Origin of the sequence: Paenibacillus silviterrae, assembly GCF_030167925.1 — a bacterium.
In the GTDB taxonomy this organism is placed as follows: domain Bacteria; phylum Bacillota; class Bacilli; order Paenibacillales; family NBRC-103111; genus Paenibacillus_G; species Paenibacillus_G silviterrae.
In genome coordinates this window covers 3,009,640-3,034,494 of sequence record NZ_JASKUT010000001.1, presented here as the reverse complement: position 1 = coordinate 3,034,494, position 24,855 = coordinate 3,009,640, and the positions used below count along the sequence as shown (strand labels likewise).

25 protein-coding genes are annotated in these 24,855 nt (G+C 54.7%); 21 read left to right on the top strand and 4 right to left on the bottom strand.

Features of this window, described 5'->3' with window-relative positions:
- Positions 1 to 13: 13 nt before the first annotated feature.
- The 11 genes from QMO62_RS13885 to QMO62_RS13835 all read left to right on the top strand — a co-directional run bounded on the left by QMO62_RS13885 (position 14) and on the right by QMO62_RS13835 (position 10,966).
- On the top strand, positions 14 to 1,081 hold the full coding sequence (locus QMO62_RS13885) for an acyltransferase family protein (RefSeq protein ID WP_284641729.1): 1,068 nt from the start codon (positions 14 to 16) through the stop codon (positions 1,079 to 1,081).
- On the top strand, positions 1,078 to 2,103 hold the full coding sequence (locus QMO62_RS13880; RefSeq protein ID WP_284641727.1) for an NAD-dependent epimerase/dehydratase family protein: 1,026 nt from the start codon (positions 1,078 to 1,080) through the stop codon (positions 2,101 to 2,103). Before QMO62_RS13885 ends, QMO62_RS13880 begins: the two co-directional genes overlap by 4 nt.
- A gap of 35 nt (positions 2,104 to 2,138) precedes the next feature.
- A complete protein-coding gene (gene asnB / locus QMO62_RS13875; RefSeq protein WP_284641725.1) occupies positions 2,139 to 4,049 on the top strand; it encodes an asparagine synthase (glutamine-hydrolyzing) in 1,911 nt (636 codons plus the stop codon).
- A gap of 31 nt (positions 4,050 to 4,080) precedes the next feature.
- A complete protein-coding gene (locus QMO62_RS13870; protein ID WP_284641723.1) occupies positions 4,081 to 5,286 on the top strand; it encodes a glycosyltransferase family 4 protein in 1,206 nt (401 codons plus the stop codon).
- Entirely contained in the window at positions 5,258 to 6,466 is a 1,209-nt protein-coding gene (locus QMO62_RS13865; protein ID WP_284641722.1) for a glycosyltransferase family 4 protein, read from the top strand. The genes QMO62_RS13870 and QMO62_RS13865 overlap by 29 nt, the downstream gene beginning before the upstream one ends.
- Positions 6,467 to 7,630 (top strand): glycosyltransferase, encoded by a 1,164-nt coding sequence (locus QMO62_RS13860; protein ID WP_284641720.1) that lies wholly within the window; start codon positions 6,467 to 6,469, stop codon positions 7,628 to 7,630. It begins immediately after the preceding gene.
- Positions 7,627 to 8,994, top strand: a complete 1,368-nt coding sequence (locus QMO62_RS13855) for a sugar phosphate nucleotidyltransferase (protein ID WP_284641719.1) — start codon at positions 7,627 to 7,629, stop codon at positions 8,992 to 8,994. The genes QMO62_RS13860 and QMO62_RS13855 overlap by 4 nt, the downstream gene beginning before the upstream one ends.
- A 26-nt stretch (positions 8,995 to 9,020) precedes the next feature.
- Positions 9,021 to 9,209, top strand: coding sequence for a hypothetical protein (locus tag QMO62_RS13850; protein ID WP_284641717.1), 189 nt, complete (start codon positions 9,021 to 9,023; stop codon positions 9,207 to 9,209).
- 7 nt (positions 9,210 to 9,216) lie between these two features.
- Positions 9,217 to 9,717 carry a VanZ family protein gene (locus QMO62_RS13845; protein ID WP_284641715.1) on the top strand — a complete coding sequence of 167 codons (501 nt, stop codon included), beginning with the start codon at positions 9,217 to 9,219 and terminating at the stop codon, positions 9,715 to 9,717.
- A gap of 160 nt (positions 9,718 to 9,877) precedes the next feature.
- Complete coding sequence (locus tag QMO62_RS13840) at positions 9,878 to 10,648, top strand: metallophosphoesterase (protein WP_284641713.1); 771 nt, start codon at positions 9,878 to 9,880, stop codon at positions 10,646 to 10,648.
- Positions 10,649 to 10,780: 132 nt separating this feature from the next.
- The gene (locus tag QMO62_RS13835) at positions 10,781 to 10,966 is read left to right on the top strand and encodes a hypothetical protein (RefSeq protein WP_284641711.1); all 186 of its coding nucleotides are present in this window, start codon (positions 10,781 to 10,783) and stop codon (positions 10,964 to 10,966) included.
- 36 nt (positions 10,967 to 11,002) lie between these two features.
- On the opposite strand, the gene QMO62_RS13830 is transcribed toward QMO62_RS13835, so the two are convergent.
- Entirely contained in the window at positions 11,003 to 11,377 is a 375-nt protein-coding gene (locus tag QMO62_RS13830) for a helix-turn-helix domain-containing protein (protein ID WP_284641709.1), read from the bottom strand.
- 407 nt (positions 11,378 to 11,784) lie between these two features.
- On the opposite strand from QMO62_RS13830, the gene QMO62_RS13825 reads away from it, so the two are divergent.
- The 5 genes from QMO62_RS13825 to QMO62_RS13805 all read left to right on the top strand — a co-directional run bounded on the left by QMO62_RS13825 (position 11,785) and on the right by QMO62_RS13805 (position 15,920).
- Positions 11,785 to 12,660, top strand: a complete 876-nt coding sequence (locus tag QMO62_RS13825; RefSeq protein ID WP_284641707.1) for a metal-dependent hydrolase — start codon at positions 11,785 to 11,787, stop codon at positions 12,658 to 12,660.
- Positions 12,661 to 13,200: 540 nt separating this feature from the next.
- Positions 13,201 to 14,205, top strand: coding sequence for a phosphatidylinositol-specific phospholipase C/glycerophosphodiester phosphodiesterase family protein (locus QMO62_RS13820; protein WP_284641705.1), 1,005 nt, complete (start codon positions 13,201 to 13,203; stop codon positions 14,203 to 14,205).
- Positions 14,206 to 14,264: 59 nt separating this feature from the next.
- Complete coding sequence (locus QMO62_RS13815) at positions 14,265 to 14,465, top strand: DUF6199 family natural product biosynthesis protein (RefSeq protein WP_284641703.1); 201 nt, start codon at positions 14,265 to 14,267, stop codon at positions 14,463 to 14,465.
- 11 nt (positions 14,466 to 14,476) lie between these two features.
- Positions 14,477 to 14,764, top strand: a complete 288-nt coding sequence (locus tag QMO62_RS13810; RefSeq protein ID WP_284641701.1) for a hypothetical protein — start codon at positions 14,477 to 14,479, stop codon at positions 14,762 to 14,764.
- Positions 14,765 to 14,921: 157 nt separating this feature from the next.
- Positions 14,922 to 15,920, top strand: coding sequence for a globin-coupled sensor protein (locus QMO62_RS13805; RefSeq protein ID WP_284641699.1), 999 nt, complete (start codon positions 14,922 to 14,924; stop codon positions 15,918 to 15,920).
- Between the two features lie 45 nt (positions 15,921 to 15,965).
- Here the strand turns inward: QMO62_RS13805 and QMO62_RS13800 are convergent, their stop codons facing one another.
- Positions 15,966 to 18,632: an alpha-L-rhamnosidase gene (locus QMO62_RS13800; protein WP_284641697.1), complete on the bottom strand. Its 2,667-nt coding sequence runs from the start codon at positions 18,630 to 18,632 to the stop codon at positions 15,966 to 15,968.
- 170 nt (positions 18,633 to 18,802) lie between these two features.
- On the opposite strand from QMO62_RS13800, the gene QMO62_RS13795 reads away from it, so the two are divergent.
- The gene (locus QMO62_RS13795) at positions 18,803 to 19,660 is read left to right on the top strand and encodes an AraC family transcriptional regulator (protein ID WP_284641695.1); all 858 of its coding nucleotides are present in this window, start codon (positions 18,803 to 18,805) and stop codon (positions 19,658 to 19,660) included.
- A 49-nt stretch (positions 19,661 to 19,709) separates the two neighbouring features.
- Here QMO62_RS13795 and QMO62_RS13790 read toward each other — a convergent pair whose 3' ends face one another.
- Entirely contained in the window at positions 19,710 to 21,209 is a 1,500-nt protein-coding gene (locus QMO62_RS13790) for a CAP-associated domain-containing protein (protein WP_284641693.1), read from the bottom strand.
- A 388-nt stretch (positions 21,210 to 21,597) separates the two neighbouring features.
- Between QMO62_RS13790 and QMO62_RS13785 the strand changes: the two genes are divergently transcribed.
- From QMO62_RS13785 to QMO62_RS13770, 4 genes are read left to right on the top strand one after another with little or no spacing between them, the layout of a single operon-like run.
- On the top strand, positions 21,598 to 22,326 hold the full coding sequence (locus QMO62_RS13785; RefSeq protein WP_284641691.1) for an amino acid ABC transporter ATP-binding protein: 729 nt from the start codon (positions 21,598 to 21,600) through the stop codon (positions 22,324 to 22,326).
- A 25-nt stretch (positions 22,327 to 22,351) separates the two neighbouring features.
- On the top strand, positions 22,352 to 23,197 hold the full coding sequence (locus tag QMO62_RS13780; RefSeq protein ID WP_284641690.1) for a glutamate ABC transporter substrate-binding protein: 846 nt from the start codon (positions 22,352 to 22,354) through the stop codon (positions 23,195 to 23,197).
- Positions 23,198 to 23,230: 33 nt separating this feature from the next.
- Positions 23,231 to 23,887: an amino acid ABC transporter permease gene (locus tag QMO62_RS13775; protein ID WP_284641688.1), complete on the top strand. Its 657-nt coding sequence runs from the start codon at positions 23,231 to 23,233 to the stop codon at positions 23,885 to 23,887.
- A gap of 37 nt (positions 23,888 to 23,924) precedes the next feature.
- The gene (locus QMO62_RS13770; protein ID WP_284641686.1) at positions 23,925 to 24,578 is read left to right on the top strand and encodes an amino acid ABC transporter permease; all 654 of its coding nucleotides are present in this window, start codon (positions 23,925 to 23,927) and stop codon (positions 24,576 to 24,578) included.
- A 93-nt stretch (positions 24,579 to 24,671) separates the two neighbouring features.
- Here QMO62_RS13770 and QMO62_RS13765 read toward each other — a convergent pair whose 3' ends face one another.
- Positions 24,672 to 24,812, bottom strand: coding sequence for a hypothetical protein (locus QMO62_RS13765; protein ID WP_284641684.1), 141 nt, complete (start codon positions 24,810 to 24,812; stop codon positions 24,672 to 24,674).
- Positions 24,813 to 24,855: the final 43 nt, after the last annotated feature.

The window sequence follows — 24,855 nt, the reverse complement described above, 5'->3', positions numbered from 1 at the left end:
AGGAGACGGTGATATGGATTCAAGCGTCAGCAGGGGGAGCGCCCGAATACCTTGGGTGGATCAGGCCAAGGGATGGGGCATTATTCTGGTCATTATCGCACATACACAGCTGGATCAGGGGTGGGTCGGCAAATACATCAACTCGTTTCATATGCCGCTTTTCTTTCTGTTATCCGGCTATTTATTTTCCCTTGATAAATATACAGGCTTCGGGGCATTTGTTCGGAAAAAGACGCAGACGCTGCTCATTCCTTACTTCGGCTTAGCTGCGCTGTCCTATCTCTACTTTCTCTTTCGCTTCCAATTCGGTGATCCGGACTACTACAAGGATTTGGATATAACCAGGCAGCTTCTCGGCGTATTTTATTCGGCAGGCACGAGAGAATGGATGGATTTCAATCTGCCGCTGTGGTTCCTCACTTGTTTGTTTGTGGTCGAGCTGCTGTTCTATTCGCTTCGGCGGTTCGTAAAGAAGACGCCGCACCTGGCTATAACGCTGCTGCTGCTCTCCTTCATCGGTTATGCGGACGGACTATGGAATCCGGTCAAGCTGCCCTGGGGGATGGACGTGGCGGTGACGGCGGTCGTTTTCTACGGTCTGGGTTATTTGCTGAAAAACGGCATTACCGCCCTAGTAGGTATGCCCGTATATGCAAGGCTGATCATCGCTGCCGTCATGATCGGGGTGAATGTGACGTTCATTCAGATGAGGGTGAACCTCAACATGAAGGTGCATGGAGATTACTTGAATTTCTACGTGTGTGCAATAGCCGGAATGACGGCCTGTCTGCTGCTGTCCAGCATATTCCGCTCATCCGCCGTCGCTTTTCTCGGAAGAAACGCGCTTGTCTTGCTAGCCGTTCATATGCCGCTTCTGAATATCGCATCGAAGATCAATACCCGTCTCGGGCTCCTTGCTCCGTTCGGCATATATGCGAATGAGCTTGCCGAGGCGCTGATCACCATTCTTTTGCTCGTACCTGTCATTTATTTCATGAATACCTTCACACCGTTTCTGCTTGGCAAAGGATGGAGCAGGGCCAGTAAGAATAATCTGGAAAAAAGGGTGATTGTATCATGAAAACGATCCTGGTAACGGGTGCCGGCGGTTATGTCGGCTCTACCTTGGTTCCGATGCTTCTCGGCAAAGGCTATAAAGTGAAAGCGGTCGACCGGTATTTCTTCGGCAGGGATAAGCTGGAGGAGCACGAGCATCTCACGATCATTAAAGAAGATACCCGCAGATTAAGCGAGCGTCACTTTGAGGGTGTGGATGCCGTTATCGATTTGGTCGCGATCTCGAACGATCCGAGCGGAGAATTGTTCCCGGTAGCAACCTATGAAATCAACCATATGTCGAGGCTCAGCACCGCCCGAATCGCCAAGCGCATGGGCGTGCAGAGGTACATTCTGCCTTCCTCCTGCAGCATCTACGGCTTTCAGGACGGCGATACGATGGTGGACGAACAGGCGGCCACCAATCCGCTGACCGTTTATGCGAAGGCCAACGAGCGGGCGGAGCAGGATATCCTTCCGTTAGCGGACGCCGATTTCACGGTGGTGGTGCTGCGCCAGGCTACCGTTTACGGGTATTCGCCGAGGATGCGGTTTGATTTGGCCATCAACTCGATGACGATCGGCGCGTGGGAGAACGGCGTCATTCCGCTCAACCGCTCCGGCACCCAGTGGCGACCGGTCGTTCATGTGAAGGATACGGCGGATGTGATGTGTCTGATGCTGGAGGCGGAGCAAAGGCTGATTAACGGAAATATCTTTAATGTAGGCTCCAACAACGGAAACTACCAATTGGGCAAGCTCGCGGAGGAAATCGCCGGCGCACTCCCGGTTCCGGTAAGCATTGAGTGGTACGGGGATCCGGATCACCGCTCTTATCGGGTGAACTTCGATAAGCTCGAGCGAACGCTTCAATGGAAGGCCCAAAGGACCGTCTCCGACGGCGTCAGGGAAATCTACGATGCTTTGTTCCTGGATAAAATCAGCAAGCAGGAGCAGACCATCACGCTGAAGTGGTATCAAGAGCTCATCAAATGGCACAAAATCGTGAAGGAATGTGAAATGTACGGCGGTATCGTGGAAATTTAACCGTTCAAATAATGATCGAGGGTGGGATTTACGTCATGTGCGGAATCGTAGGAGGCATCAATTACAGCTTACAGACCCTATTCAAAGGCTTGCAGCTCATGGAGCATCGCGGACCGGACGATTACGGCTTGGAGGAGGTGGCCCCGGGCCTGATCTTCGGACACCGGAGGCTGTCGATCGTCGATCTCAGCCGTAACGGAAGGCAGCCGATGCAGACGGAGGACGGTCTTGTCTCCATCACATTTAATGGAGAAATTTATAACTTTCCGGAGCTCAAAAAGGAGCTGGCCTCCCGTTACCCATTCCGTTCCACCACCGATACGGAGGTGCTCTTGTACGGATATGCGGAATGGGGAATGGAGGGGCTTCTCCGGCGCGCGCAGGGGATGTTTGCTTTTGCCTTGTACGATCACCGCACAGAGACGCTCTATCTCGCCCGGGACCGCTTCGGCAAGAAGCCGCTCTTCTATGCCAAGGACAACGGCAGGCTGCTGTTCTCCTCCACGCTTCCGAGCCTGCTCGGCTGTCTCGGACGCGTACCGGAAATCAACCCGCATGCGTTGGACGATTACCTAACGTATATGTGCGTGCCTGGGGAGAAGACGATTTTCCAGGACGTTCACAAGCTGCCTCCCGCCAGCTATTTGACCTATAAGAACGGTACCCAAAACATCCGCTCCTACTGGAACCTGTCCTTCGCGAGCAAGGTGAGCATGTCGGAGGAGGAGGTGCTGGATGAGCTGGATCGATTGATGCGCACGGCGGTAAGACGCCGCATGATCAGCGATGTGCCGCTCGGCGCGTTCCTGAGCGGCGGGGTCGACTCCAGCCTGGTCGTCGGCGTGATGGCGTCGTTGTCGGATAAGCCGGTGAAGACGATCACGATGGGCTTCAACGAGTCGCAATTCGACGAGCGGGCCCATGCCCGCGTAGTCAGCGAGCGCTGGGGCACCGTACATCATGAGGAGGTCATTCAGCCGCAGACCTCGGCCATTTTGCCGGAGCTGATCTTTCATGCAGGGGAGCCGCTTGCCGATTCCTCGATGCTGCCGACGTATTACGTCGCTAAGCTGGCGCGTAAGCATCTGACCGTGGTGCTGAACGGTGACGGCGGCGACGAGCTGTTCGCCGGTTACGCGCGCCCGATGGTCGAACGGCTGGCGGCGCCTTACCGCAGCTTCGTTCCCGCGCCGATCCGCCGGCAGCTTCACGCGCTGCTGGAGGGCGGCGGCAAGCCGCGGCTGCGATCGCTTAGCGCGATCAAGCAGGTGATCGGGGCCGGGGCGCGTTCGGCGCGGGAGTCGTTCGTCTTCGACCGGGCTTTGCGGTCCAGCCGCAGCGAGCTGTATACGGCGGAGTTCCGCAGCCAGCTGGCCGGTTATCATCCCGACCAGGTGTACCAGGCGGTATGGGACCGGGCCGACGCGAAGGACAACGTAGATCAAGCGATGTACGGCGACCTGATGACGTATTTGCCCGATGAGCTGCTCGTGAAGATGGATACGATGACGATGGCGAATTCGCTCGAAGCGAGATCCCCGCTGCTAGATACGGAGCTTGCCGAGTTCTCCGCACAGATCCCATCGGCGCTGAAGACCAAAAATCTGCAAACGAAGTATTTGCTGAAGAAGCTGTCGGAGCGGTATGTGCCGAGGGAGGTGCTCTACCGGCCGAAGAAGGGCTTCAATATGCCGATGTCGGACTGGGTGCGCGGCGAGTTGAACAGCCTGGTACGGGAGACGCTGCTGTCGGAACGAGCCAGCAGAAGAGGCTACTTCAACCGCGCGGTCATTCGCAGATGGCTCGAGGAGCATGAACGGGGAGCGGCGGATCACGGTCAGAAGCTGTGGTCGCTCTTTATTCTGGAGCTGTGGTTCCTGATGTTCGTGGACGGCAAGCTGAAGCGCTCGGACGCGCTGATCTCGGAGAAACCGCTGCTGGTGTAATCAAGAGCAGGATGCAGGAGAGGAACAAGCCATGAAAATATTAGCGACTGGCATGGAATGGTTCGAGCATATTCCCGGCGGGCTGAATCAATATTATGCCGATTACCTGAAGGCGATGACGGACTGCGGACATCAGATGGAGGGACTGTTGACGGGAGAGGGCAGAACGCTGCCGCCTGCGCCGGACTACATTCGTGACGTAATGTCGAGAGAGGCGAAGCTGACGACGTTCAGCCGGATACAAGCGTTCTACCGCACGGGGAAGGAGCGCACGACCCTTTTCCAGCCGCAGGTGTTTAACCCGCATTTTGCGTTGTACGCTTCGCTCTTATCCAGATCGGTCATACCGGGCCATATCCCGATTGTGACCCACTTCCACGGACCGTGGGCGCACGAATCGCTCGTTGAGGACGGGAGCCATGCCAAGCTGAAGAACTACGTTCGGTTCACGGTCAAAAAGCGCATCGAGCAGGCTGCCTACCGCCGCTCGGACGCTTTTATCGTGCTGAGCGAGTACTTCCGGGGCATCCTCGCAGGGGAGTTCGGCATCGACCGAAGCCGCATCCATGTCATACCGGGCGCAGCCGATACCGAACGCTTCCGGCCGGCCCGGGACCGCGAAGGCTTGAGACGCCGCATGGGCTTGTCTCCCGACGCCCGTGTCCTCTTCAGCGCCCGCCGTCTCGTCCGCCGCATGGGCATCGATCACCTGATCCGCGCGATGCGCGAGGTGTGCGCTGCGGTTCCCGAGGCGGTGCTGATGGTTGCCGGGGCGGGACCGCTCGAGGAGGAGCTCCGGAGCCTCATAGCCGAGCAAGGCTTACAGCGAAGCGTACGGCTGCTGGGCCGTGTGTCGAACGAGGAACTTGTCGAGTGGTATCAGGCGGCGGATTTCAGTGTCGTGCCGACGGTCGCGCTAGAGGGCTTCGGTCTGGTCACGACGGAGGCGCTCTCGTGCGGTACTCCCGTGCTTGGGACACCCTACGGCGGAACCAAGGAAATCCTGGAGGGGCTGTCCGGTCAGCTGCTGTTCCGTGATCATTCGCCGGAGGCGATAGCCCATAAGCTCGTCTCCGTGTTAACGGGCGATTGCCCGGTGCCTTCGAGAGAAGCGTGTCGTGAGTATGTCCTGCAGCACTACACCTGGCCGCGCATTGCCGCGAGCGTAACGCAGGTGTTCGAGCAGGCAATCCTATTGCGAAAGGAATATGCAGGCTATGAAGGTAGCGTTCTATAACCATACCAGCACGGTAAGCGGTGCGGAGATCAGCCTTTTGCTTACGGCACGCAATATGGTCAAGGTCGAGCCGGTCATCTTCGCTCCGGAGGGGGAGCTGCTGCAGCGGGCCCGGGAGTCGGGGGTGCAGGCGGTGGCTATTCCGAGCTACCGCGCCCGGCTGTCGAAGAACCCGATTAAGCTCCTGTTTCACGTGCTCGGGATGCTGTGGGCCGGCTTGCAGCTCGCCTTCATCATGCGGAAGCACAAGGTGGAGCTGATCCACGCCAACTCGCTGCGGGCCGGCATTATGGCCGCGATGTCCGTCTGGCTGCACCGTTGTCCCCTCATCTGGCACGTACGCGATATTCCGCCGGCCGGGCTGATCGGCAAAGCCATCAACCGGCTGGCGCAGTTGACCGTCACGGCCATGATCGGCATCTCGAACCCGGTGCTGAACGGCTTCGACCGCAGCAGGCTCGAGGACCGGATGTTCCTTGTCCATAACGGGGTGGAGCTGCAGGAGCTGACCGATATGGAGCGCCGCCGGTACCGCAAGCAGCTGCGCGAGGAGCTGCAGACGCCGATGAAGAGCAAGGTGATGATCATTGTCGGACAGATCACCCCATGGAAGCGCCAATCCGATGCCGTATATGCAACCAAGCAGCTGCTGGAGCAGGGCCAGGATGTGTATTTGTGGGTTGTGGGAGAAGCGAAGTTTCGTAAGGAAAACACGGATTACTACCATGCCTTGCGCAGGCTGGCCCAGGATCTGGATATGGAGGACCGGGTCCGCTTTACCGGCTTCCGCAAGGATGTGACGGAGATCTGCTGTGCGGCGGATCTCCTTTTATTATGCTCGGACAACGAGCCGTTCGGGCGCGTGATCATCGAAGCGATGGCGCAATCGGTACCGGTGGTCGCTACCGACGCCGGTGGCGTGCCGGAGATCATCGACGATGAGTATTGCGGCTTGTTATATGAGGTGGGCGATATCGACGGGCTTGCGCGCTGCGCAGGCCAGCTGCTTCGGAGCAACGAGCTTCGTCAGCGAATGGGCAGCCTCGCGAAGGAACGGGCGAAGGAACGATTCACGATTCAAAGCACGGTAGCCAAGGTAGAGAGCGTCTACCAAGCGATTACGGCGACCGCCGGTCGGTACCCCATCTCGCTGGAGGGTAAGGGAAAGGAGATTTCATGAATGAGCCGTCGTCTTAAGGTGGCGATTGTCCATGATTATTTGAATCAGATGGGAGGCGCCGAGCGCGTCGTAGGGGTGCTGCACCGGATGTTTCCCGAAGCGCCGATCTACACGACGATCGCCGACCGACAGAAGCTGCTTCCGGAGCTGCAGGGTGCGGACATCCGCACGACCTGGATGCAGCGCATCCCCGGAATATTGAAGCGGTTCAAGCACTTCTTCTGGCTGTATCCGTTCGGCGTCGGCTCGATGGACCTGGGCGGCTACGACCTGGTGATCAGCTCCAGCAGCGCCTACGCCAAAGGGATTTCGGTGAAGGGAAAGACGATTCATATTTGCTACTGTCATACGCCGATGCGGTTTGCTTGGGATTTCGCCGCCTACATGGAGGGGACGGACACGCCTTCCGCGCTCAAGGCGGCCGCACGGCTGCTAACGGGCCCGCTCCGGTGGTGGGATCGTACCACCTCCAATCGGGTTCATCAGCTGGTAGCCAATTCTACGATCGTGCAGGAGCGAATCCGCAAGCATTACGGCCGGGTCGCTCCGGTGATCTATCCTCCGGTGAACATCTCCCGGTTCGAGGTGTCCGGAGAGAAGCCCGGCGATTATCTCCTTGTCGTATCGAGGCTCGTTTCGTATAAGCGGATCGACTTAGCTGTAGAAGCCTGCACTCGTCTCGGCAAGCGGCTGATCGTTATCGGGGACGGGCCGGATCGTGCAAGGCTGCAATCTTTGGCAGGCCCGACGGTGGAATTCATGGGACGGCTTCCGGACGAGGAGGTCGTGTACTATATGCAGCATTGCGAGGCGTTCCTGTTTCCCGGGCTGGAGGATTTCGGCATCACGCCGCTCGAGATCAATGCCTGCGGCCGCCCCGTGATCGCTTATCAGGGGGGAGGGGCGCTCGATACCATCGTCCCAAGCTTGAACGGCTTATTTTTCCTTGAGCAGACGGCCTCCTCCTTGGAGAACGCAATAAGAGCTTTGCAGAAGATCGTTTGGGATTCCGCCGAAATCCGCCGACATGCGGAACGATTCAGCGAGGAGGTCTTCGTCCGGCGGATGACCTCCATCATCGAGGAGCAGCTCAGCTCCCGCGACGAAGCGGTCAGCCCGATTTTTCCACCCATGGTACATAAGAAAAAAGGAGCGGTGTTATGAAGCTGGTATTATTATCCGGAGGCTCAGGCAAGCGGCTGTGGCCCTTGTCCAATGATATGCGATCCAAGCAGTTTCTGAAGGTGTTACGGGGGAAGCACGGCCGGCTGGAGTCTATGGTGCAGCGCGTGTGGGGGCAGCTGAGCGATGCGGGGCTCGCCCGGGACGCTTATATTGCTACCGGCAGGGGGCAGGCCGACATGCTGCAGAGTCAAATCGGCAGTGAGGTGCCTGTCATCATCGAGCCGGATCGGCGGGATACGTTTCCGGCCATTGCACTCGCTGCCACCTATCTGTACTCCATGGAGGGCGTGAGCTTAAACGAGGTCATTACCATTTTGCCGGTAGATCCCTATGTGGAGGACTCCTTTTTCGAAAAAATGAAGGATTTGGAGCAAATCATCCGGGATACCGGGGCGGAAGTAGCGCTGATGGGAGTAAGGCCGACCTGTCCGTCGGAGAAATACGGCTATATCGTACCGGAGGAAGGAGCTGTTCGGGATGCGGCTTGGAAACGGGTGAGCCATTTTGCCGAGAAGCCTTGCGAGGAGAAGGCGGAGAAGCTGATCGGGCAGCAGGCGTTATGGAACTGCGGCGTATTCGCCTTCAAGCTGGATTATCTCATTAATCTGTTGATAGCCAAGGGATTGCCGATTCAGTACGAGGCCATGGCCAAGGTGTATGACAGTCTGCCGTCGATCAGCTTCGACTATGAGGTGCTGGAAAAGGCAAAGCGGCTTGTAGTCACTGCGTATGAGGGCTGCTGGAAGGATCTCGGCACCTGGAATACCTTGACGGAAGAGGTGCAGGTGGACGTGATCGGCAAAGGGACTATCAGCTCCGATTCGCATGGGACTCATGTGATTAATGAGCTCGACATTCCCGTAGCGGTGCTCGGCGTGTCGAACGTCATCGTTTCCGTTAGCCCTGACGGGATTCTGGTGTCCGATAAGCATGCGAGTCCAAGAGTGAAGGAGCTGATCAAGAACCTCGATCAGCGTCCGATGTACGAGGAGCGCCGCTGGGGCTCCTACCGGGTGCTGGACTACAAGCGTTTTCCTGACGGTCAGGAGGTGCTGACCAAGCGCATCGTCATCTCGGCAGGACGGAATTTGAGCTACCAGCTGCATGAGAAGCGAAGCGAGGTGTGGACCGTCATTTCCGGGTATGGGCAGGTTGTGCTGAACGAGCGGATTCATCCGGTTCGAGCGGGCGACGTGCTCAAGATTCCCGTAGGCACAAGGCATAGCATTCGAGCTACGGAGGACCTGGAGATCATTGAGGTGCAGTCCGGGAGCGAGCTGACGGAGGAGGACATTGTCCGGCTCAGCAGCTCATGGGATGAAATCATCCTGATGCTGCCTTAGATCGGAGCGGAAGCTCGGAATAGGAGATGAGCCAGATTGAAGCGATGAAGTACCCGATCAAATGGGGGATCCGTTATGGAGACCGCACATACTTGGAAGTATACGGAAAAAAGAGGGCTTATGACCTTCTATACAGTCTAAGCAGCTGCGTGAACGGACTTACGGTCGTGCCGCTGCATCCGAAGAAAAAATGGAACAAATACAGCAGGAAGTGAGACTCGCATGAGAAAAATACGCTATGCTCTACCGCTGCTTTGCTGGGTGCTTTTGCTTGCTGTGTTATCCTCACAATCGTATCATAAACAAACGATTATTCCTTATCTGAAGGAAAAGGTGACGAAGCAGGAGCTTAGCGCGAATGTACCCGATCTTCGCTTCCGCTATGGAAGGGATATGATTCTGGCCAAGCAGTCGCCCTATGAGTTCCTAGAATTCGTCTTTCGCAAGGCGGCTCATCTGTTCGTCTATGCCATGCTGGGAGGCTTAGGGTACATCGCGCTGCTTCCCTATCGGCTGCCCAAGGGACTGCGATTTCTGCTCGCCTTCCTGCTTGTGGCGTTTCCGGCCTTCCTGGATGAGCTGAACCAGACTCACAGCACTATGCGTAAAGGGACGCTGCAGGATGTTGGTCTGGACTGCGTAGGAGGACTCATCGGGCTGTTGTTATGTAAGTCGGCGGCACTGTTGTGGCGGAGGACAAAAAGCAAGGCCGTCTCCTCCTAGGGGACGACCGGACGCTTTTTGGAAGCAGTAAATAATATTTAATGAGAATCGACACATTCAACTGAAACTTTTTCCATTCGACATACACAAAACTACAACGTGGAACCGCGAGAACGGTTATAATGTGATTTATTCTTACATATATAAAGGAAGATTGCCGTTGACCTTATTGCTTCTTCTTGCGCTGCTACTTGCCTCTCTCGTCGTCTATTGCCTGTTCATCCTCCCGACCCAATGGCTGAAGATCGAGCGTGTCCGTCATCCGTTGAACCTGCAATTGACCATTCTGCAGATCAGCGACCTGCATGTGGAAATGCTCAGAGTTTCGCCTGAACGCCTGCTGAAGCTCATTCACAAGGAAACACCCGACTTGATTGTTCTTACCGGTGATTTTACCCGCAAAGAGCGTTACCTCCCGCGAGTAGAGCAGTTCTTGACACGGCTCAAAGCATGCGGAATTCCCATGTATGCCGTACTCGGCAACCATGATTATAAAATGAACGATGTTCGTATGCTGCTTCGGCTGCTTGCCCGGCTGGACATTCGCGTGCTGCGGAACGAATCGCTTCAGATGGATGGCTTCCAGCTGGTGGGCATCGACGATTACGGCAGCGGCCACAGTCGTTTACCGGCTGCGTTTCGCAAGGTAAAGCCGAATGTGCCCGCCATCATCCTGACCCATGATCCGAACGTAGTTTGCGAGCTGAGAAAGCCATACAGCTACTTGATGTCAGGTCATTTGCACGGCAAGCAGTTCAACCTGCCCTTTTTCTTTGCAATCAAACGGAAAGGAGCTCTGCCTTCGAAAGGAATTTACAAGGGGCTTCATCAGGGGGACTTCGGGACCTTTTATATTTCGAAGGGAATCGGTCAGGCGGGATTGAATTGCAGATTCATGGTAAGAAGTGAAGTAACACTTCATTATCTTTAAGAAGAATTTATTGTAACTTAGCTGTATTCGACAAAACGAACGGGAATAACTGACAGTCTTTTCCACCATCTTTATATATAATACATACGGAATGAGTAAGTATTCGCCAGAGTAAAGGATGGAGAGTGCAAAATGATGGAAGTTTCAAAAAAGACGATCGATATTCGCAATATATTGACAGGTCTTAACATCAGCATGGAGAAGCTTCTTGAATCGGATGTACTGGATCAACACAGGATCGAGAACCGGATGGCTTACTCTTCCGCAGAATTGTCCCCTCCGTACGAATCCGAGACCTCCTCAGCCGTACCCTCCTGACGAATTCGGTAACGTTCCGTTCCCCGCACAGGCGGTTTACTTCGAATTCAAAGAACGCTCCGCACGAATGAAAGCGATGAAACGTTTGGTTTCTTCCGGCGTCAGGACGTATCCGTCAATCTTCAAGTTCAATTTCTCCATGATCGCCTCGTCGGAAAGCTCCAAATCGTTGACAAAGCCGAGCACATCCTTATCCAAACTGCTGCCTGTTTCGTCGCTGCGCCCCATTAAATAATCAATCGATACTCCAAAAAAATCGGCGATTTTCCGAATCGTATCATAGTCCGGCTCTCTGCGATTATTCTCGTAATGAGATAAGGCAGCACGAGTAATTCCAACTTTGCTCGCCAGTTCCTCTTGTGTCAGCTTTCTGTCATCCCGCAGGCTCGCGATGCGATGTCCGTATTTCATCTGATCCAAATCCTCCCGTGTTAGCTGACTAGTAATGGAAATATTATACCTTATGAAAGTCCTACACGTAAAACAACTTATTGATACAGTTCGTATAATATTAATTGTTTTATGGGGTAGTCAACCGAATTTTCACTTGATATAGTAACAATATGTATAATTTATATGGTTAAAAATGTAAGATATGTTAGATCATATAGGTCCTACTTCCCAAATCTAAAGGCTTCCGGTAGGCTCTCTTTCATTAATTACCCTCTATTTCTTATTGCGAAACAATATATTTTTGATACAAAAAGTATCTTTTTCTTTGGTATATTTTCGTGTCGTTACGGTTACTTTTCGCGCTATCCTTCCTTGCGTTATACTGGAATGAGTGTTCATTCTTAGGAATTGCGGAGGGGAAACGATTGGATACCGTTACACATACGTTATTCGGCTTAACCTTATATGGAGCTGTCGATAAAAGCCGAATGTCCAGGAAGGAAAAGCAATCCTTGCTCTTCACTGCGCTCGCGGGCTCGCAAATTCCCGATATTGACGTGATCTCCGCTTGGTGGGATACGGCAGGGAGATATCAAATGTGGCACCGCGGACTAACCCATTCCGTGTTTCTGGTGCCGGTGTGGGCTGCGCTACTGTCCGGATTGTCTCATCTCTTCTGGAGAACGGGGATGCGGCGTTGGTTTTTGTTCACGATGCTGGCTGTATTCATTCACGACTCCAGCGATCTGTTCAATGCCTGGGGAACAGGCTATTTCGAGCCGTTGTCAACCATGAGAATTACCTTTGGAACGATTCCAATAGTCGATTTGGTATTCTGGGCGCTGATGCTGGGCGGATTGCTTGTCGTTCGCTTCGGACGCGGACGCATGAAATCTCATCAGGTATATCGCGCTGTATGGGGGCTCATGCTGCTGCACGTTGTGCTGCAGTCGGTTCAAGGCTCTGTGCTCTACGAGCAGGCCAAGGGCCAGTATGAGCAGGTTGCGCTGTCTGCCGATTTTGTTCCGGGCGTGTTCACGGTGGTAGGGAAGAGCGGGGAGCAGGTGGTCCTGTCGAAGGGGTCGGTCTGGAGCAAGCCGCAGCCTGTAGCCGAGCTGAAGTCAGCAGAGAACGCGGAGCTGGGGCCGCTATTTGCGCACAATCCTAAGGCGGCTACACTTCTCGAGTGGTCCCCGTTTGTAGTCATCGTAGATGACGAGCAGCGGCTCGGTCTGTACGACCCGCGATTTTACCGTAACGGAGAGTCGTTCTTGTTCGAATATATGAAGAAATCAAACTAGACTGACCAGATAATATTTACTTAGAAATGACGTTCGTTATTTCTTTTGAGCTTACATGGCCGGGAAGGGTTCATTCTTGCCGGTCTATTTGTCCTTTTTTTGCTCCGTAGTCACCACATTAAGCGAATTATGGGCAAGCGAAAGCCACCCTCTCTCTAGGTTACTTTTGGTAAGCCACGAATCAGGAACCCCTGGTTATTTTTCATTGCCTAAACAAGTTCTCCAATTCGACCAACTAAGCCATGAGACGGGAAAACACCCTTGGATTGCCGGCTGGCTGGCGGGCGGGCCAAATGCAACGGATAACGAAATGACCCCCCTTTATCCAGTCATCTTCAATTGCAGGATTGCCCGGACGCATACCTAATACGAATGTTGTTATTTTGGCTGTAGAAATGATCCAATCTCATCCTGCCGAGCAGGGCGAGTGTGTCTACGTACTGGCAAACCAGGGAGAACGACAATTTCAGCATAGCTTCAGCTGCTCTTCAGCGTATTTTCAGGTAAGCCGCTTACTATTGTAGGGGGAATTTCCTACAGATGGGAGTGGTAGTGTTGAAACGTCTGATGCTGATCACGCTGGTGACCATCTTTTGTATGTGTACCGCACTGCAGTCCAATAGGGCTGCGGCTGAGCCGCCGCAATGGACGCAGCATCGAATGATCGCCCATGCCATGGGTGGGATTAGCGGGGCTGAATATACGAATTCCTATGAAGCCTTCGTAGTCAATTACGAGAAGGGACATCGGGTGTTTGAAGTCGATCTGATTTTGACGGGGGACGGAAAGCTGGCCGCCAGACACGACTGGCTTCCCTATACGGCCGATCTTCTGAAGCAGAGTCTGCCGGAAGACCGAATCGGAGAATCGCTTAATCTAAGGGAGTTCAAAAGCGCCCAAATTTTGGAGAAATATAAACCGCTGTCGTTTCGGGATGTAGCCAAATTAATGCAGCAGTACCCGGATATATATATTGTTACCGATACGAAGGAAACGGACGTTGCGCTGGTCCGCAAGCAATTTGAATATATCAGGCAGATTGCCAATGAAGTGGAGCCATCCATTTTGGAGCGGTTGATCCCGGAGATCTATACTCCCCAGATGTATGATGCCGTGATGGAGATTTATGCTTTTCCGAACCTGCTGTACTCGCTCTATTTAAGTGATGAGCCGGTAGCGCAGACGGTACAATTCGTAACCGATCATCAGATTCGGACAGTAGCCATGCCTGTGGAGCGAGTCTCCCTCATTCCGGAGCTGGCCTCCGCTCTGCACAAGGCCGGAGTGAAAATATACACTCACACCGTAAACAGCCAGGAAGAGATTCAAACGCTAAGCGAGAAGGGCGTTTACGGCGTGTACACGGACTTCTTGCCGAACCGAAGCCGGTATTTTACGGGGGCCGTTCAAGCGTTGTCGTCCATAGAATCGGAGACATCCGAGTTTGCGGATTTCTGGAAGGATAGCCGGATGTTTATCATGGTATTTTTGCTGATGCTGGCATTCTTCATGTACCGCAACCGGCAGATGGAAAGGCTCCACTGAAACGCGAACACAGCATAAATCGTATATATCCTTAACGAATTCATGTTGTGGGGTGAGCTATGGCGGCGATAGGAGTTCTGCTTGTTCTAATTGGGCTGCTCATGATGGTCAAACCGTCAGTCCTGTGGGCTGTTACGGAAAGCTGGAAGTCCGGTGATGCCACGGAGCCTTCTGTTTTGTATTTGTGGTCTACCCGACTGGGTGGGGCGTTAATGACCGTAGCTGGCGCAGCGGCAGTCGCTGCCGGGCTCTTGGAATAAGGAGGAGCTGCGTGAATTGGATAGCCAAACAGCCCTACTATAAGGTGGAGAGGAAAGTGGAGGGCTCCGAGCAAACCACGGTCACCGATCATCGTGAAATGGTTCTATATCCCGATAAGCTCGTAACTCGGAACCGGGCTTTTCCTGTTGCGGAAGTGTTCGACGCCTCCTACCGGCATATGGGTGGAACGGACGGGATGTTATATTTATACACGAGCCAAGGCGTATTCTCCTATACGTTGAAGGATCGTCCGGACGCCTTCATTGCTGCATTCAAACAATTAAAAACGCAATGGTAAGGTACGATGGCAGCCCTAGGGCTGCTTTTTCTGCTGGCCTGCTTGCAATAGCGCGAACGGTCGAAACAGGGTAAAATGAAAGGGAGTCTGGGTTAGAGGCTGCAGATTGCAGCCGTACTGCCAATTCACATTATTATGAAGCAGCATGGGGGATCGAATGAAGCATTTATCTGAAGCGCGAAAAGAGCAGCTGGAGTATACCGGCATTACGGACGAAGATTTATCACTTTTGCAAAAGCAAGAACCGGTATTCCAAGCGGTGGTTGACAAGCTGGTGGACGAGCTGTATGACCGAATCATGAAGAAGCCGCAGCTAAGGCAAATTATAGAAAAGCACAGCACAGTAGATCGGCTGAAGGAAACCCAGCGGTGGTACTTTTTATCGCTAACGGCGGGAATCATTGATGAGGAGTTTATTAACAAGCGGATCTTTATCGGGCAAGTCCATTCCCGGATCGGGCTGGACACGCAATGGTACTTAGGGACTTATATGCTGTACTTGGAATTGGCTACGCGATATTTCAAGCAGGCGGCACCGGAGGCTTGGCTGCAGATCATTCACTCGCTGACCAAAATGTTCAATCTGGACTCCCAGCTTGTGCTTGAGGCTTATGAAATAGAAGAGAAGAAGAAGATTCAAACCCTGGCCGATGACCAAGCCCGCTTGCTTAAGGGGATCAACGCAGCCGTACAGGATCTTGCTTCGATGATGGTGCAGCTGAGCAGCAGCAGCCAGTCCGTAGCCGATTCCGCCATCCGGACCGCCGAATCGCAGGAAATTGCCAACGGCATGGTACATTCGCTGTCGAAGGAAGTTGATCACATTGAAGAGATGGGTACGCTGATTAAGGAAATTTCGGATCAGACGCACCTTCTCGGCTTAAACGCTGCAATTGAAGCGGCAAGGGCCGGTGAACAGGGCCGCGGCTTTCAGGTGGTCGCCAACGAAGTGCGCAAGCTTGCCGGGGGCTCCAAGGAAGCGCTCTCTCAAATACAAGAGAAGGTTAGCGTGATCTCTAAGCTCCTTAAGGAAGTTGAGCGCGAATCGGAGAAGACCACGGCGCAATCGCAGACACAGGCAGCCAGTGCGGAGGAGCTTTCTTCTTTTGTTCAAATGATCGAGAAGGTAACTGCCGACCTAGAGCAGCTGCAATAAAGATAAGCCGCCCCCCGAACGTATCGGCAGGGCGGCTTCGGTATGTTACTTGGCTATAATGGTGTAACGTCCGGAGCCCACCTCGAGCTCAACCTGATTGTTCAAGGTGTTAACGCTAAGTACGCCATCGGCTTCAGATGCACTTCGCCCGTTCACCGGAGGGATTTGACTTTCGGTAGACGTCAATCGAATGAGGGCGGTAGTATTGGCAGGGACTTCGAAAGAGTAGGTTATGGAGCCGTCCTCCGCTTTGCTCCATTCGCTGCGAATGGCTCCGTAAAAGCAATCCAAGGCTGCCCGGGCATACGTTAGTCCGGAGTTCGGGTTCGGCTGAAGCACGATCCTTTTGTAGCCGGGGAGCCTCTCATCCAGCTCAATTCCGCATACGACGCGGTACAGCCAGTCTCCGATCGCCCCATAAGCATAATGATTGTAGGAATTCATGTTGTCGCTCCAGAAAGAACCGTCCTCCTTGATTCCGTCCCAATGCTCCCAGATGGTGGTAGCTCCCTGACGCACCGTATACAGCCAAGACGGATAATCCTCCTGCTGCATCAGCTTGACGGCCAGCTCGTGATATCCGTTTGAAGACAAAACATTGCAGAGATAAGGCGTTCCGACGAAGCCTGTAGTCAGATGCACCTTCTGCTCCTCCACATAGGAGGCCAGTGTTGCCGCCAACCGGGCTTTCGTTTCCCCCTGCACCAGATCGAACATCAGCGCAAGGACGTGGGAGGTCTGGGTATGTCCAGCCAATCGACCGTTCGGCGTAATGAATTCACGGGCGAATTCCTCGACGATGCGTTCATGAAGCTTGCCGTATTGCTCAGCCTCCTGCTCATAGCCCAGTACGGCCGCAGTCTTGGCTACAAGAGAGGTGGAGTAGGCATAGAACGCTGTAGCTATGAGGTCCTTCGGCGTCGCCCCGATATAGCTGTTCTCTTTGGCGTCCAGGCCTAACCAATCCCCGAAGTGGAAGCCTGTGTTCCATAACAGCTCGTTATCCCCCTGGCTTCGAATGTATTCCACCCAGCTCTTCATGCTGTCATACTGCTCTTCAAGAATTCTCCGATCCCCGTAGCATAAGTAGATCGTCCACGGACAGATGACCGCTGCGTCCCCCCACGCGGCAGAGGAATGGGAGGTTTCTCCCAGTACGTTAGGAATGACGAAGGGAACTCCGCCATCCGGCCGTTGGTCGGCCTTCAGATCCTTAAGCCACTTGGTGAAGAAAGGGGCGACTCCATAGTTGAAGGCAGCCGTTCTGATAAACACTTGGGCGTCTCCGGTCCAGCCAAGACGCTCGTCACGCTGAGGGCAATCGGTAGGGACATCGAGGAAGTTGCCCCGCTGGCCCCAGACAATGTTGCTTTGCAGCTTGTTGATCAGCTCATTTGAGCATTCGAAGAAGCCTGCGGGCTCCATGTCCGTATGGATGACGCTGCCGACGAACCGTTCCGGATCGATCGGCTCGGGGAAGCCCTCCAGCTTGACATACCGGAAGCCTTGGAAGGAAAAGGAAGGTTCGTAGGTTTCCTCTGCGCCTCCCTTACACATATAAGTTACGGTTTGCTTCGCACTGCGCAGATTGCCCGTATAGAAATTACCTTCCTTGTCTAAGACCTCGGCGTGTTGGAGGATAACCTTTGTTCCCGCAGGAGCCTCAACGGTAAAACGCATGCGTCCGACCATGTTCTGGCCCATATCCAGTACGGTCTCGCCGTTAGGAGTGCGAAGCACCGCAACAGGCTTCAGCTGTCCGGTAACCCGAATCCGCTCGCTTTGCTCTCCGACCAGCTGATCCTTCGGATGAGATACTGAAGCCACGGACGCCCAACGCTTCTCATCGAAGCCGGGCAAGCTCCAGCCGGGATGCTCCAGCCTGGCATCGTATGATTCGCCGTGGTACAGCTCCGACATCAGAATCGGTCCCGCAGCCGCGCGCCAGGAGGCATCGCTTACGAGCATTTCCTGCGATCCGTCCTCGTACCAGACCTGCAGCTGGAGCAGCAGCGCACGTGTGTCCCCGAAGAGCTCCGACTTTCCCTGCCAGCCCAAATTCCCCTTATACCAGCCGTTAGCCAATGTTGCTCCGATGGCATTCGTTTCCTTCAACTGATCTGTGACGTCATAAGCCTGCACCTGAAGCCGATGGCGATAGCTGGTCCAGCCCGGGGTGAAAAGGCTATCGCCGACCTTGGCTCCGTTCAGCTGCAGCTCGTAGAGGCCAAGGCTCGTGGCGAACAAGGCTGCGCGGCGAATGCCCGGCTGTAAGGCAAATTCCTTGCGCAGCAGGAAGGCCGCTTCGGATTTCGGATCGAGAGCCGCCGGGTCCGGCGTAATCCATTCGGCTTGCCAATCCTCCGGAGTTAACAGCCCCATCTCCCAGTGGGCGACTTCGCTCCAGTCTGTGGAATGATGCGAGCGGTCCCATACCTGTACCCGATAGTAATATCTTGTCATGGCTTCAAGCGGTTCTCCCGCATATTCCACATGAACGCTTTGGTCTGAAGCGACGACGCCGCTGTCCCATACGAGGGACGACGGAGCGAAGCCGGCATCCTCCTTTGACACCTGAATGCGATAAGCTCCTTGCAGCACATGGAAAAGGTCGGATGAGAGCTTCCAACTAAAGCGCGGCGCTTTTACCGTCACCCCTAACGGGTTTTGCAGATACTCGCAGCGAAGGCCAACAACATGTAAGGTACTCATGGTTTCATTCCTCCCGGTATGATGGATATTCGTAAGATTACCTTCATTGTAAGCGGTTTGAAGCATTCGAAGAGGGGGTGAAACGGACATTCCTATAGGCCACTATGGACAATAATAGGGGAAATGCTCTACGATAAGGAAAAGATCCATGCTGGCAGGAGGCGGTGAGGTTGGGGATTAAGCGCAAGGTGGAGGAGCTTCAGGGGACGTCTTTATTCTCGCCGGGGGTTTCGTTGTACGTAAACCGCGCACTGGAAACGTTCCAGCTGACGGAGCACCGGCATGACTTCATCGAGCTGACCTACGTCAGTGAAGGCTCGGGAACCCACTATATCGGCGGTGAAGTGATCCCGGTCACGCAGGGGGATGTATTTTTTATCCCGGTTGGTGTGTCCCACGTATTTCGTCCGTCTACGCCGGAGCGGGATAAAAAGCTGGTCGTCTATAACTGTGTTTTCCCGCCGGAATATGTGAAGCAGCTGCAGTCGATGTTCCCTGATGCGGAGAGACTGCTGGCTGTCTATGCGGAGCCGTCTTCCTCGTGGCGGCAGGCTCGCGACCCCGGCGAGTTTCACGGCTGGTTCAAGGAGCTGTACCGGGAATATGCAGCCATGCTCCCCGGCGGCAAGGCGGTGCTGACATCCATTGTGCTTCGCATCTTGATCGGATTTCATCGGCTTCAGCATTCAGCGGAGGGACCGGCGGCTTCCTCAGGCTGGTACCCTTTGGATCAGGCTATAGCTTACATTGACTCGAATTATGCGGGGGATGTGACATTGAAGGAGCTTGCGTCCCAGATGAAGCTGAGCGAGCGGCAATTCAGCCGCTTATTTCTGAAGCAGACCGGTATGAACTATTCCACGTATTTGCAAAATGTCCGCATGGACGCAGCCTGCCGCTTGCTCCGGTCGTCCGACCGCAGCATTCGGGATATTTCGTCCGCCGTAGGCTATGCGGATTTGAAGTTTTTTCACAGGCTGTTCAAGCGGAAAACAGGGGTAACGCCGACAAGTTACCGCAAGAAATGAAACAAAGGACCTGACAGCGCCGATTCAAAGGCCGTCAGGTCCTTCTCTGTTAAGGACTCAAGAAATTTTGCGTGTAGTAAATGTGCATGTCGCCGCCGAAGTATACACCGACGCCAAGCCGCTGATTATCGCTTAGAAGATTCACCCGATGGCCTTCGGAGTTCATCCAGCCATGGTGCGCCTGAATGGCGCTTTGCTGTCCCGCTGCGATGTTCTCTGCCGCCGAACGGTACTCGATACCGTCCCGGTCCATCCGGTCGAAGGGGCTCAGCCCTTGCAGATTCGTATGGTCGAAGTAGCCCTTTGCCGCCATGTCCTGGCTGTGCTTGCGGGCGGTCGCTGCGGCGGCATCATCCCAGACGAAGGCCGGTAGACCGAGCTTCACCCGGTGTGCATTGGCAAGGTCCAAGCTTTGGCGCTCGAAGGCGGAAGCAAGCTCGCTGCTGCCTTTCGGGTAGAAGGCTTTGAGCGATTGCTCGGTTCCCTTTTCAACCACCTGGATGCCTGTCACCGTTTGATCCTTATGAAGATCATAGAAGAACGTTACATAAGCCCCGTCCGCCTCGTAGGTGGCATATTCCCCGCCGCTTTTTCCATAATTGATGATGAATTGCGTATTCCCCTTCAGAATGAACTTCAGCGGAGTGCCGTAGGACTGCGTCACCTCGGCCTTGCCCGAGCCGTCCTTAATGCCGCGATCGGTCGACCAATTGCTCGAAGGCGTATACAGGGCGACAACTTTGCCTCCCTCGCTTACCCCGATCTGCGCGTAGGAAGCGTAATCCTGATTGTAAATGTACCAGGTCATGCCCGGATACTCTGCGGCGTCCTTCCGTGCAGGCTGACCGAGGCGGGCAATGACGGTATCCGCGGAATCTCCGATCGCAATTCCCTTAACCGTAACCGAAGCTTTGGTCGATGCCGGCTCTGTCGGAGGTGCGGAAGTCGCGGGCACTGTGCCTGACCCCGCCGGACTTTGGCCCGGAAGCAGATGAAACTGCTTCTGCTTCAGGTTGCTGATGAACTGTACGGCCTCCGCACGAGTAAGCTTGTCCGCCGCTTCGTAGCCTTCGACGGTTGCTGCCGACTTGCCTTGGGACAAGCCCTGCTCAAGCAGGAAGCGCACGGAATCGCTGACGTTAAGCTGCGTTCCCTTCTGTGAGGCGGCAATCACCCGGGCGACCTCACCGCGGTTATACTTGGCCCGGTCGGTGGAGCGGATCACAGGCCAACGGTGCGCGTCAGCGAAGCTGTAGTAAGGCTCGTACCAAGAGGCGCCGTTTTGGGCCTCGGGGAGCTTAGCCTCCGGGTAGGCACGCAGCAGCATAGCCAAAAATTCCGGCTCCGATACCGCTTGGTCCGGACGGAACGTAGCATCCTCGTAGCCGTCCACAATATGCTGATCCACCGCCCAGCCGATCGCCGGAGCGGCCCAGTGCTTCGCCGTGTCCGTAAAGCTGCCTGCAGCGGCCGCATCTTGAGGTGCGGCACAGGCCAGGGAGGATATCCCCATAACGATGGGGAGCGCGTAAGTGAGAAGTCGTTTCATGTGATGCCTCCTCGTATATTCGTAGTAGGGTGAAAAAATCACTTTACAACTGTGAGCTTTTGCCGAACCCACTCAATTAGAGTGAAAAAATCGCTTTACAGGGTACTCTTCCTGCAAGAAGGAGCACCAACGAACGTTGTTGCGATAAAAAATCACGTTACCTTTGTGACCCCGGTCCGGATCCTCGCTGTTAGATCAAAAAATCACTTTAACAAAATGCCAGCAAACACGGTTACCTCCCGATAATCTTCGTATCTATTTCATGATATGGGTCCCACACGCGCTTGTCTATGACAAATTTTGACATAATTGATTAAGGCGAAGTCATATTTTCAATGCAAAGGGTATATATCTGTAAGAACCGACGCCGCATAAAGGAGGTACCCGAATGATTCGGTTCAGGAAGGTAAACAAGCACTACGGCGCGTTTCATGTACTTAAGGACATTGACCTATCGGTGAAGCAAGGGGAGGTCGTGGTCGTAATCGGACCTTCCGGCTCGGGCAAAAGCACCCTGCTTCGCTGCATCAACCGGCTCGAGACGGTTACGGACGGCGAGCTGAACGTGCTGGGGGTGGAAGTGAACGACAGGAAGACCGATATGAACAAGCTTCGCCGGGAGATCGGCATGGTGTTCCAGCACTTCAACCTGTATCCTCACATGACGGTGCTTCAGAACATTACCCTCGCTCCGATCAAGGTGGGCGGCATTCCGCGCGAGGAGGCCGAGAAGACCGCCTTGTATTTTTTGAAAAAGGTAGGCATCCCGGAGAAGGCGGATTCCTATCCCTCGGAGCTGTCCGGGGGGCAGCAGCAGCGGGTGGCGATAGCCCGCGGACTTGCCATGAAGCCGAAGATCATGCTGTTCGACGAGCCGACGTCGGCACTCGACCCGGAGATGATCGGCGAGGTGCTGGACGTCATGCGCAGCCTGGCCAAGGAGGGCATGACGATGGTCGTTGTCACTCACGAGATGGGCTTTGCCCGTGAGGTGGCGGACCGGGTGATCTTCATGGACCAGGGGCAGATCGTGGAGGAAGGGCCTCCGTCGGAATTTTTCACGAGACCTGCAGAAGAGCGGGCGAGACTGTTCCTGAGCCGGCTGCTTCAGCACTAAACCAAAGGAGAGGGGATAGATAACGATGGTCAAAAGGATACAGACTTGGTGGAAGGCAGGCTTAGCTCTACTGGTGGCATTGTCCGTATTAGCGGGCTGTGCCGGCGGCAAGGAAACCCAGCCGGGAGCTACGCCCGTGCAGGGAGCGGCGCCGGGCAAGACGCTCGAGGAGATTAAAAAGCGCGGCAAGCTGGTCGTCGGAGTCAAACACGATACGAAGCTGTTCGGCCTGAAGGATCCGGCGACGGGGAAGGTGGAGGGCTTCGATATCGACATAGCCAAGGCGCTCGCGAAGAAGATTCTGGGTGATGAGAATAAGCTGGAGCTGAAGGAAGTGACGTCGAAGACGCGCATTCCGATGCTGAAGAACGGGGAGATCGACATGATCATCGCCACCATGACGATTTCCGAGGAACGCAAGCAGGAGGTCGATTTCTCCGATGTGTATTTTAAGGCGGGGCAGTCGCTGCTGGTAAAGAAAGGAAGCAAAATCCAGTCCATCGCCGACTTGACCAAAGGGACGAAGGTGCTCGCCGTGAAGGGCTCCACCTCCGCAGCGAACATCCGCGCGAAGGCGCCGGAGGCAACGACGCTGGAATTCGAGAACTATCAGGAAGCATTTACGGCGCTCAAAGCGGGGCAGGGGGATGCGCTGACCACGGATAACGCGATATTGTACGGCATGACGAAGCAGGATCCGAACTATCAGCTGGTCGGGGGCACGTTTACGGATGAGCCTTACGGGATGGCCATTCGCAAGGGAGATTCGGAGTTCGTACGCTTCGTGAATACGTTCCTGAAGGACATGAAGGCCAGCGGAGAATACGATAAGACGTACGAGAAGTGGATCGGCGAGAAGCCAAGCAAATAACGAAGGTTCTTCGGGTCTACGAAGGAGGTGATCATGCGGGTGAAATGGGACATCATGGTTAAATACTGGGATACGTATTTGCTGGGCTTCGGCAACACCGTTCAAACGAGCTTGATCGCCCTGGCGGCCAGCTTCGTTCTCGGCACCGTGATCGCTGTGCTCCGCATCGCTCCGTTGAAGCCGCTCCAGTGGCTTAGCACCGCGTACGTCGAATTTATCCGCAACATTCCGCTGCTGCTCATCGTGATGCTGTTTTTCTTAGGCTCTCCTGCGCTGGGGATCCCGCTCGACGGCTTTGCGGCAGGCACCATCGGGCTTACCGTGTATACCTCCGCGTTTATCGCGGAGGCGGTAAGAGCCGGCATTCAGTCCGTGCCGAGGGGGCAGACGGAGGCGGCCCGGGCCTCGGGCCTGACCTACATTCAGACCATGCGTTATGTCGTGCTTCCGCAGGCCATCAAGATTGTGATCCCGCCGATCGGCAACCAGTTTCTGAACCTGGTCAAAAACTCCTCCGTTCTGGGCGTCGTTGCAGGACTCGATCTGATGTATTACGCGGACATCATCTCATCAAAGTCGTTCGTGACGTTCGAGGTTTATATTTTTGTGGCGATGTTTTATCTGGTGCTCACAATCCCGCTGAGTATCGGCGTAAGGTATTTGGAGAAGCGGCTGGCCGGACCGGCTTAACGGAAAACGGATACACGGAAGGAAAGGGGGGCTTGGGATGGAACACCTGCTTGAGGCGTATTCTCCGGCTAATCTTCGATTTCTGCTGGAAGGCTTATGGATGACGCTGACGGTGGCAGCGGCGGCGATTGTCGCCAGCTTCTTCATCGGGGCGCTGATCGGGACCCTCCGGTTTGCCAAGGTTCCCGTCGTTTCCCCAGTGCTTGCCGTTTTGGTGGAGGTCGTGCGGAATTTGCCGCTGCTGCTGATTATTTTCTTTACGAAGTTCGCCCTGCCGGAGATAGGGATCAAACTGGATCTCGTGACCGGCGTCATTGTCGCCCTTACAGTGTTCGAGGCGGCCATGGTGTCCGAAATCGTGCGCAGCGGGCTTATGTCGATCGACAAGGGGCAGCTGGAAGCGGCTCGTTCGTCAGGACTGTCCTACGTGCAGGCACTGCGCTATGTGCTGCTTCCCCAAGCGCTGCGCCGGATGGTGCCGCCGATGGTGAGCCAGTTCATCTCGCTGCTCAAGGACACCTCTCTGGCCGTCGTGGTATCACTGCCGGAGCTGATGCATAACGCGCAGATCATTTCCGGGCAAAATATCAACTTCGTTATCCCGATTTTGCTCCTCGCCGCACTCATCTACTTCGTCGTGAATTATTCGTTGTCGCTGGTGGCGGGAAGGCTGGAGGCGAGGCAAGTATAGCGGGCCATCGGGCTTGCAAACGGCAGCGCACATAACAAAGGCTGAACCCCGGACAGCCAATCCGGGTGTTCAGCCTTGTTTGGTCATGTATGGTTAGCGCTTTTCGTTGTTGTCGCAAGCTTCCGCTTGACTTGCGGACACCGTGTCCTCCGCCAGCTTGTCGCCGAACTGATCCAGACGGGACGGCTCGCTGGCCGGTCCGTCGTTCTTGGGCTTGTTATTTCTGCCTGACATGGAAATCACCTCCCGGATTATAGGTTGCCATCATCGGGAGGAG

Bases quoted from the DNA above. Each gene is read 5' to 3' on its own strand.
- QMO62_RS13885 (WP_284641729.1), top strand. From the start codon at position 14: ATGGATTCAAGCGTCAGCAGGGGGAGCGCCCGAATACCTTGGGTGGAT.
- QMO62_RS13880 (WP_284641727.1), top strand. From the start codon at position 1,078: ATGAAAACGATCCTGGTAACGGGTGCCGGCGGTTATGTCGGCTCTACC.
- asnB (WP_284641725.1), top strand. From the start codon at position 2,139: ATGTGCGGAATCGTAGGAGGCATCAATTACAGCTTACAGACCCTATTC.
- QMO62_RS13870 (WP_284641723.1), top strand. From the start codon at position 4,081: ATGAAAATATTAGCGACTGGCATGGAATGGTTCGAGCATATTCCCGGC.
- QMO62_RS13865 (WP_284641722.1), top strand. From the start codon at position 5,258: ATGCAGGCTATGAAGGTAGCGTTCTATAACCATACCAGCACGGTAAGC.
- QMO62_RS13860 (WP_284641720.1), top strand. From the start codon at position 6,467: ATGAGCCGTCGTCTTAAGGTGGCGATTGTCCATGATTATTTGAATCAG.
- QMO62_RS13855 (WP_284641719.1), top strand. From the start codon at position 7,627: ATGAAGCTGGTATTATTATCCGGAGGCTCAGGCAAGCGGCTGTGGCCC.
- QMO62_RS13850 (WP_284641717.1), top strand. From the start codon at position 9,021: ATGAGCCAGATTGAAGCGATGAAGTACCCGATCAAATGGGGGATCCGT.
- QMO62_RS13845 (WP_284641715.1), top strand. From the start codon at position 9,217: ATGAGAAAAATACGCTATGCTCTACCGCTGCTTTGCTGGGTGCTTTTG.
- QMO62_RS13835 (WP_284641711.1), top strand. From the start codon at position 10,781: ATGATGGAAGTTTCAAAAAAGACGATCGATATTCGCAATATATTGACA.
- QMO62_RS13830 (WP_284641709.1), bottom strand. From the start codon at position 11,377: ATGAAATACGGACATCGCATCGCGAGCCTGCGGGATGACAGAAAGCTG.
- QMO62_RS13820 (WP_284641705.1), top strand. From the start codon at position 13,201: ATGGGAGTGGTAGTGTTGAAACGTCTGATGCTGATCACGCTGGTGACC.
- QMO62_RS13815 (WP_284641703.1), top strand. From the start codon at position 14,265: ATGGCGGCGATAGGAGTTCTGCTTGTTCTAATTGGGCTGCTCATGATG.
- QMO62_RS13805 (WP_284641699.1), top strand. From the start codon at position 14,922: ATGAAGCATTTATCTGAAGCGCGAAAAGAGCAGCTGGAGTATACCGGC.
- QMO62_RS13800 (WP_284641697.1), bottom strand. From the start codon at position 18,632: ATGAGTACCTTACATGTTGTTGGCCTTCGCTGCGAGTATCTGCAAAAC.
- QMO62_RS13790 (WP_284641693.1), bottom strand. From the start codon at position 21,209: ATGAAACGACTTCTCACTTACGCGCTCCCCATCGTTATGGGGATATCC.
- QMO62_RS13785 (WP_284641691.1), top strand. From the start codon at position 21,598: ATGATTCGGTTCAGGAAGGTAAACAAGCACTACGGCGCGTTTCATGTA.
- QMO62_RS13780 (WP_284641690.1), top strand. From the start codon at position 22,352: ATGGTCAAAAGGATACAGACTTGGTGGAAGGCAGGCTTAGCTCTACTG.
- QMO62_RS13775 (WP_284641688.1), top strand. From the start codon at position 23,231: ATGCGGGTGAAATGGGACATCATGGTTAAATACTGGGATACGTATTTG.
- QMO62_RS13770 (WP_284641686.1), top strand. From the start codon at position 23,925: ATGGAACACCTGCTTGAGGCGTATTCTCCGGCTAATCTTCGATTTCTG.
- QMO62_RS13765 (WP_284641684.1), bottom strand. From the start codon at position 24,812: ATGTCAGGCAGAAATAACAAGCCCAAGAACGACGGACCGGCCAGCGAG.